Annotated in this window: 1 pseudogene; it reads left to right on the forward strand. The window is 42.8% G+C overall.

Annotated elements, in window-relative coordinates:
* A pseudogene (locus A1019T_RS13795) lies at positions 1-80 on the forward strand (RNA-guided endonuclease TnpB family protein); the annotation flags it as partial.
* Between the last annotated feature and the right edge of the window lie 252 nt (positions 81-332).

Consider the following 332-nt stretch of genomic DNA (forward strand, 5'->3'; position numbering starts at 1 on the left):
ATGATAGAGATATCAATGCTGCTAAGAACATCCTTGCGGTCGGGCTTGACCGTCTAGCTGTAGGAATCCCCTCGGTTTAGCGAGGGGAGGAGGTCAAATGAGTAAAAATCTAAAAAAAACAGTTGGTATTACAGCTTTGGTACTTAGCACTTCCCCCCTGTGTCAGGATAGTTGTCACCCCTAACAATCAAGTAAAAGGGGGTAACAAGGAACAAAGATGTCCAGATACAGTAAAGAGAGAAAACAAGCTATATTAAGCAAGCTATCGCCGCCACATAACTTAAGTGTATCAGAAGTTGCAAGAAGTGAAGGCATAGGTGTACAAACCCTAT

The sequence above is a fragment of the Psychrobacter piechaudii genome, assembly GCF_900162825.1.
Taxonomy (GTDB): domain Bacteria; phylum Pseudomonadota; class Gammaproteobacteria; order Pseudomonadales; family Moraxellaceae; genus Psychrobacter; species Psychrobacter piechaudii.